Source organism: Cellulomonas sp. GbtcB1 (genome assembly GCF_019091725.1).
In the GTDB taxonomy this organism is placed as follows: Bacteria; Actinomycetota; Actinomycetes; order Actinomycetales; family Cellulomonadaceae; genus Cellulomonas.
This window is the reverse complement of sequence record NZ_JAGXJG010000697.1, coordinates 1-230: the sequence shown is the minus strand read 5'-3', so window position 1 is coordinate 230 and position 230 is coordinate 1. Positions and strand designations below refer to the sequence as shown.

The 230-nt window shown below is 78.3% G+C and carries 1 protein-coding gene; it reads left to right on the top strand.

Annotation, left to right across the window (positions count from 1 at the left end; all coding sequences use genetic code 11):
* The coding region (locus tag KVT14_RS21860; protein ID WP_217617439.1) for an aminotransferase class V-fold PLP-dependent enzyme at positions 1 to 230 on the top strand (230 nt) is incomplete at both ends.

Sequence of the window (230 nt, the reverse complement as noted above, 5' to 3'; positions counted from 1 at the left end):
CTGCTGACCGGCGGGGGCACCGGGGCCGTCAACCTCGCGGTGAAGGGCCTGTTCTGGGCCCGCACCGCTCAGGACCCGGCGCGGCGCCGCGTCCTGGTGTCGGCCGTGGAGCACCACGCGGTGCTGGACCCGGCGGTCTGGCTGGCCGAGCACGCGGGGGCGGAGATCGCCCTGCTCCCCGTCGCCGACGAGGGCCGGGTGCGCCTCGACGCGCTGCGGGACGAGCTCGC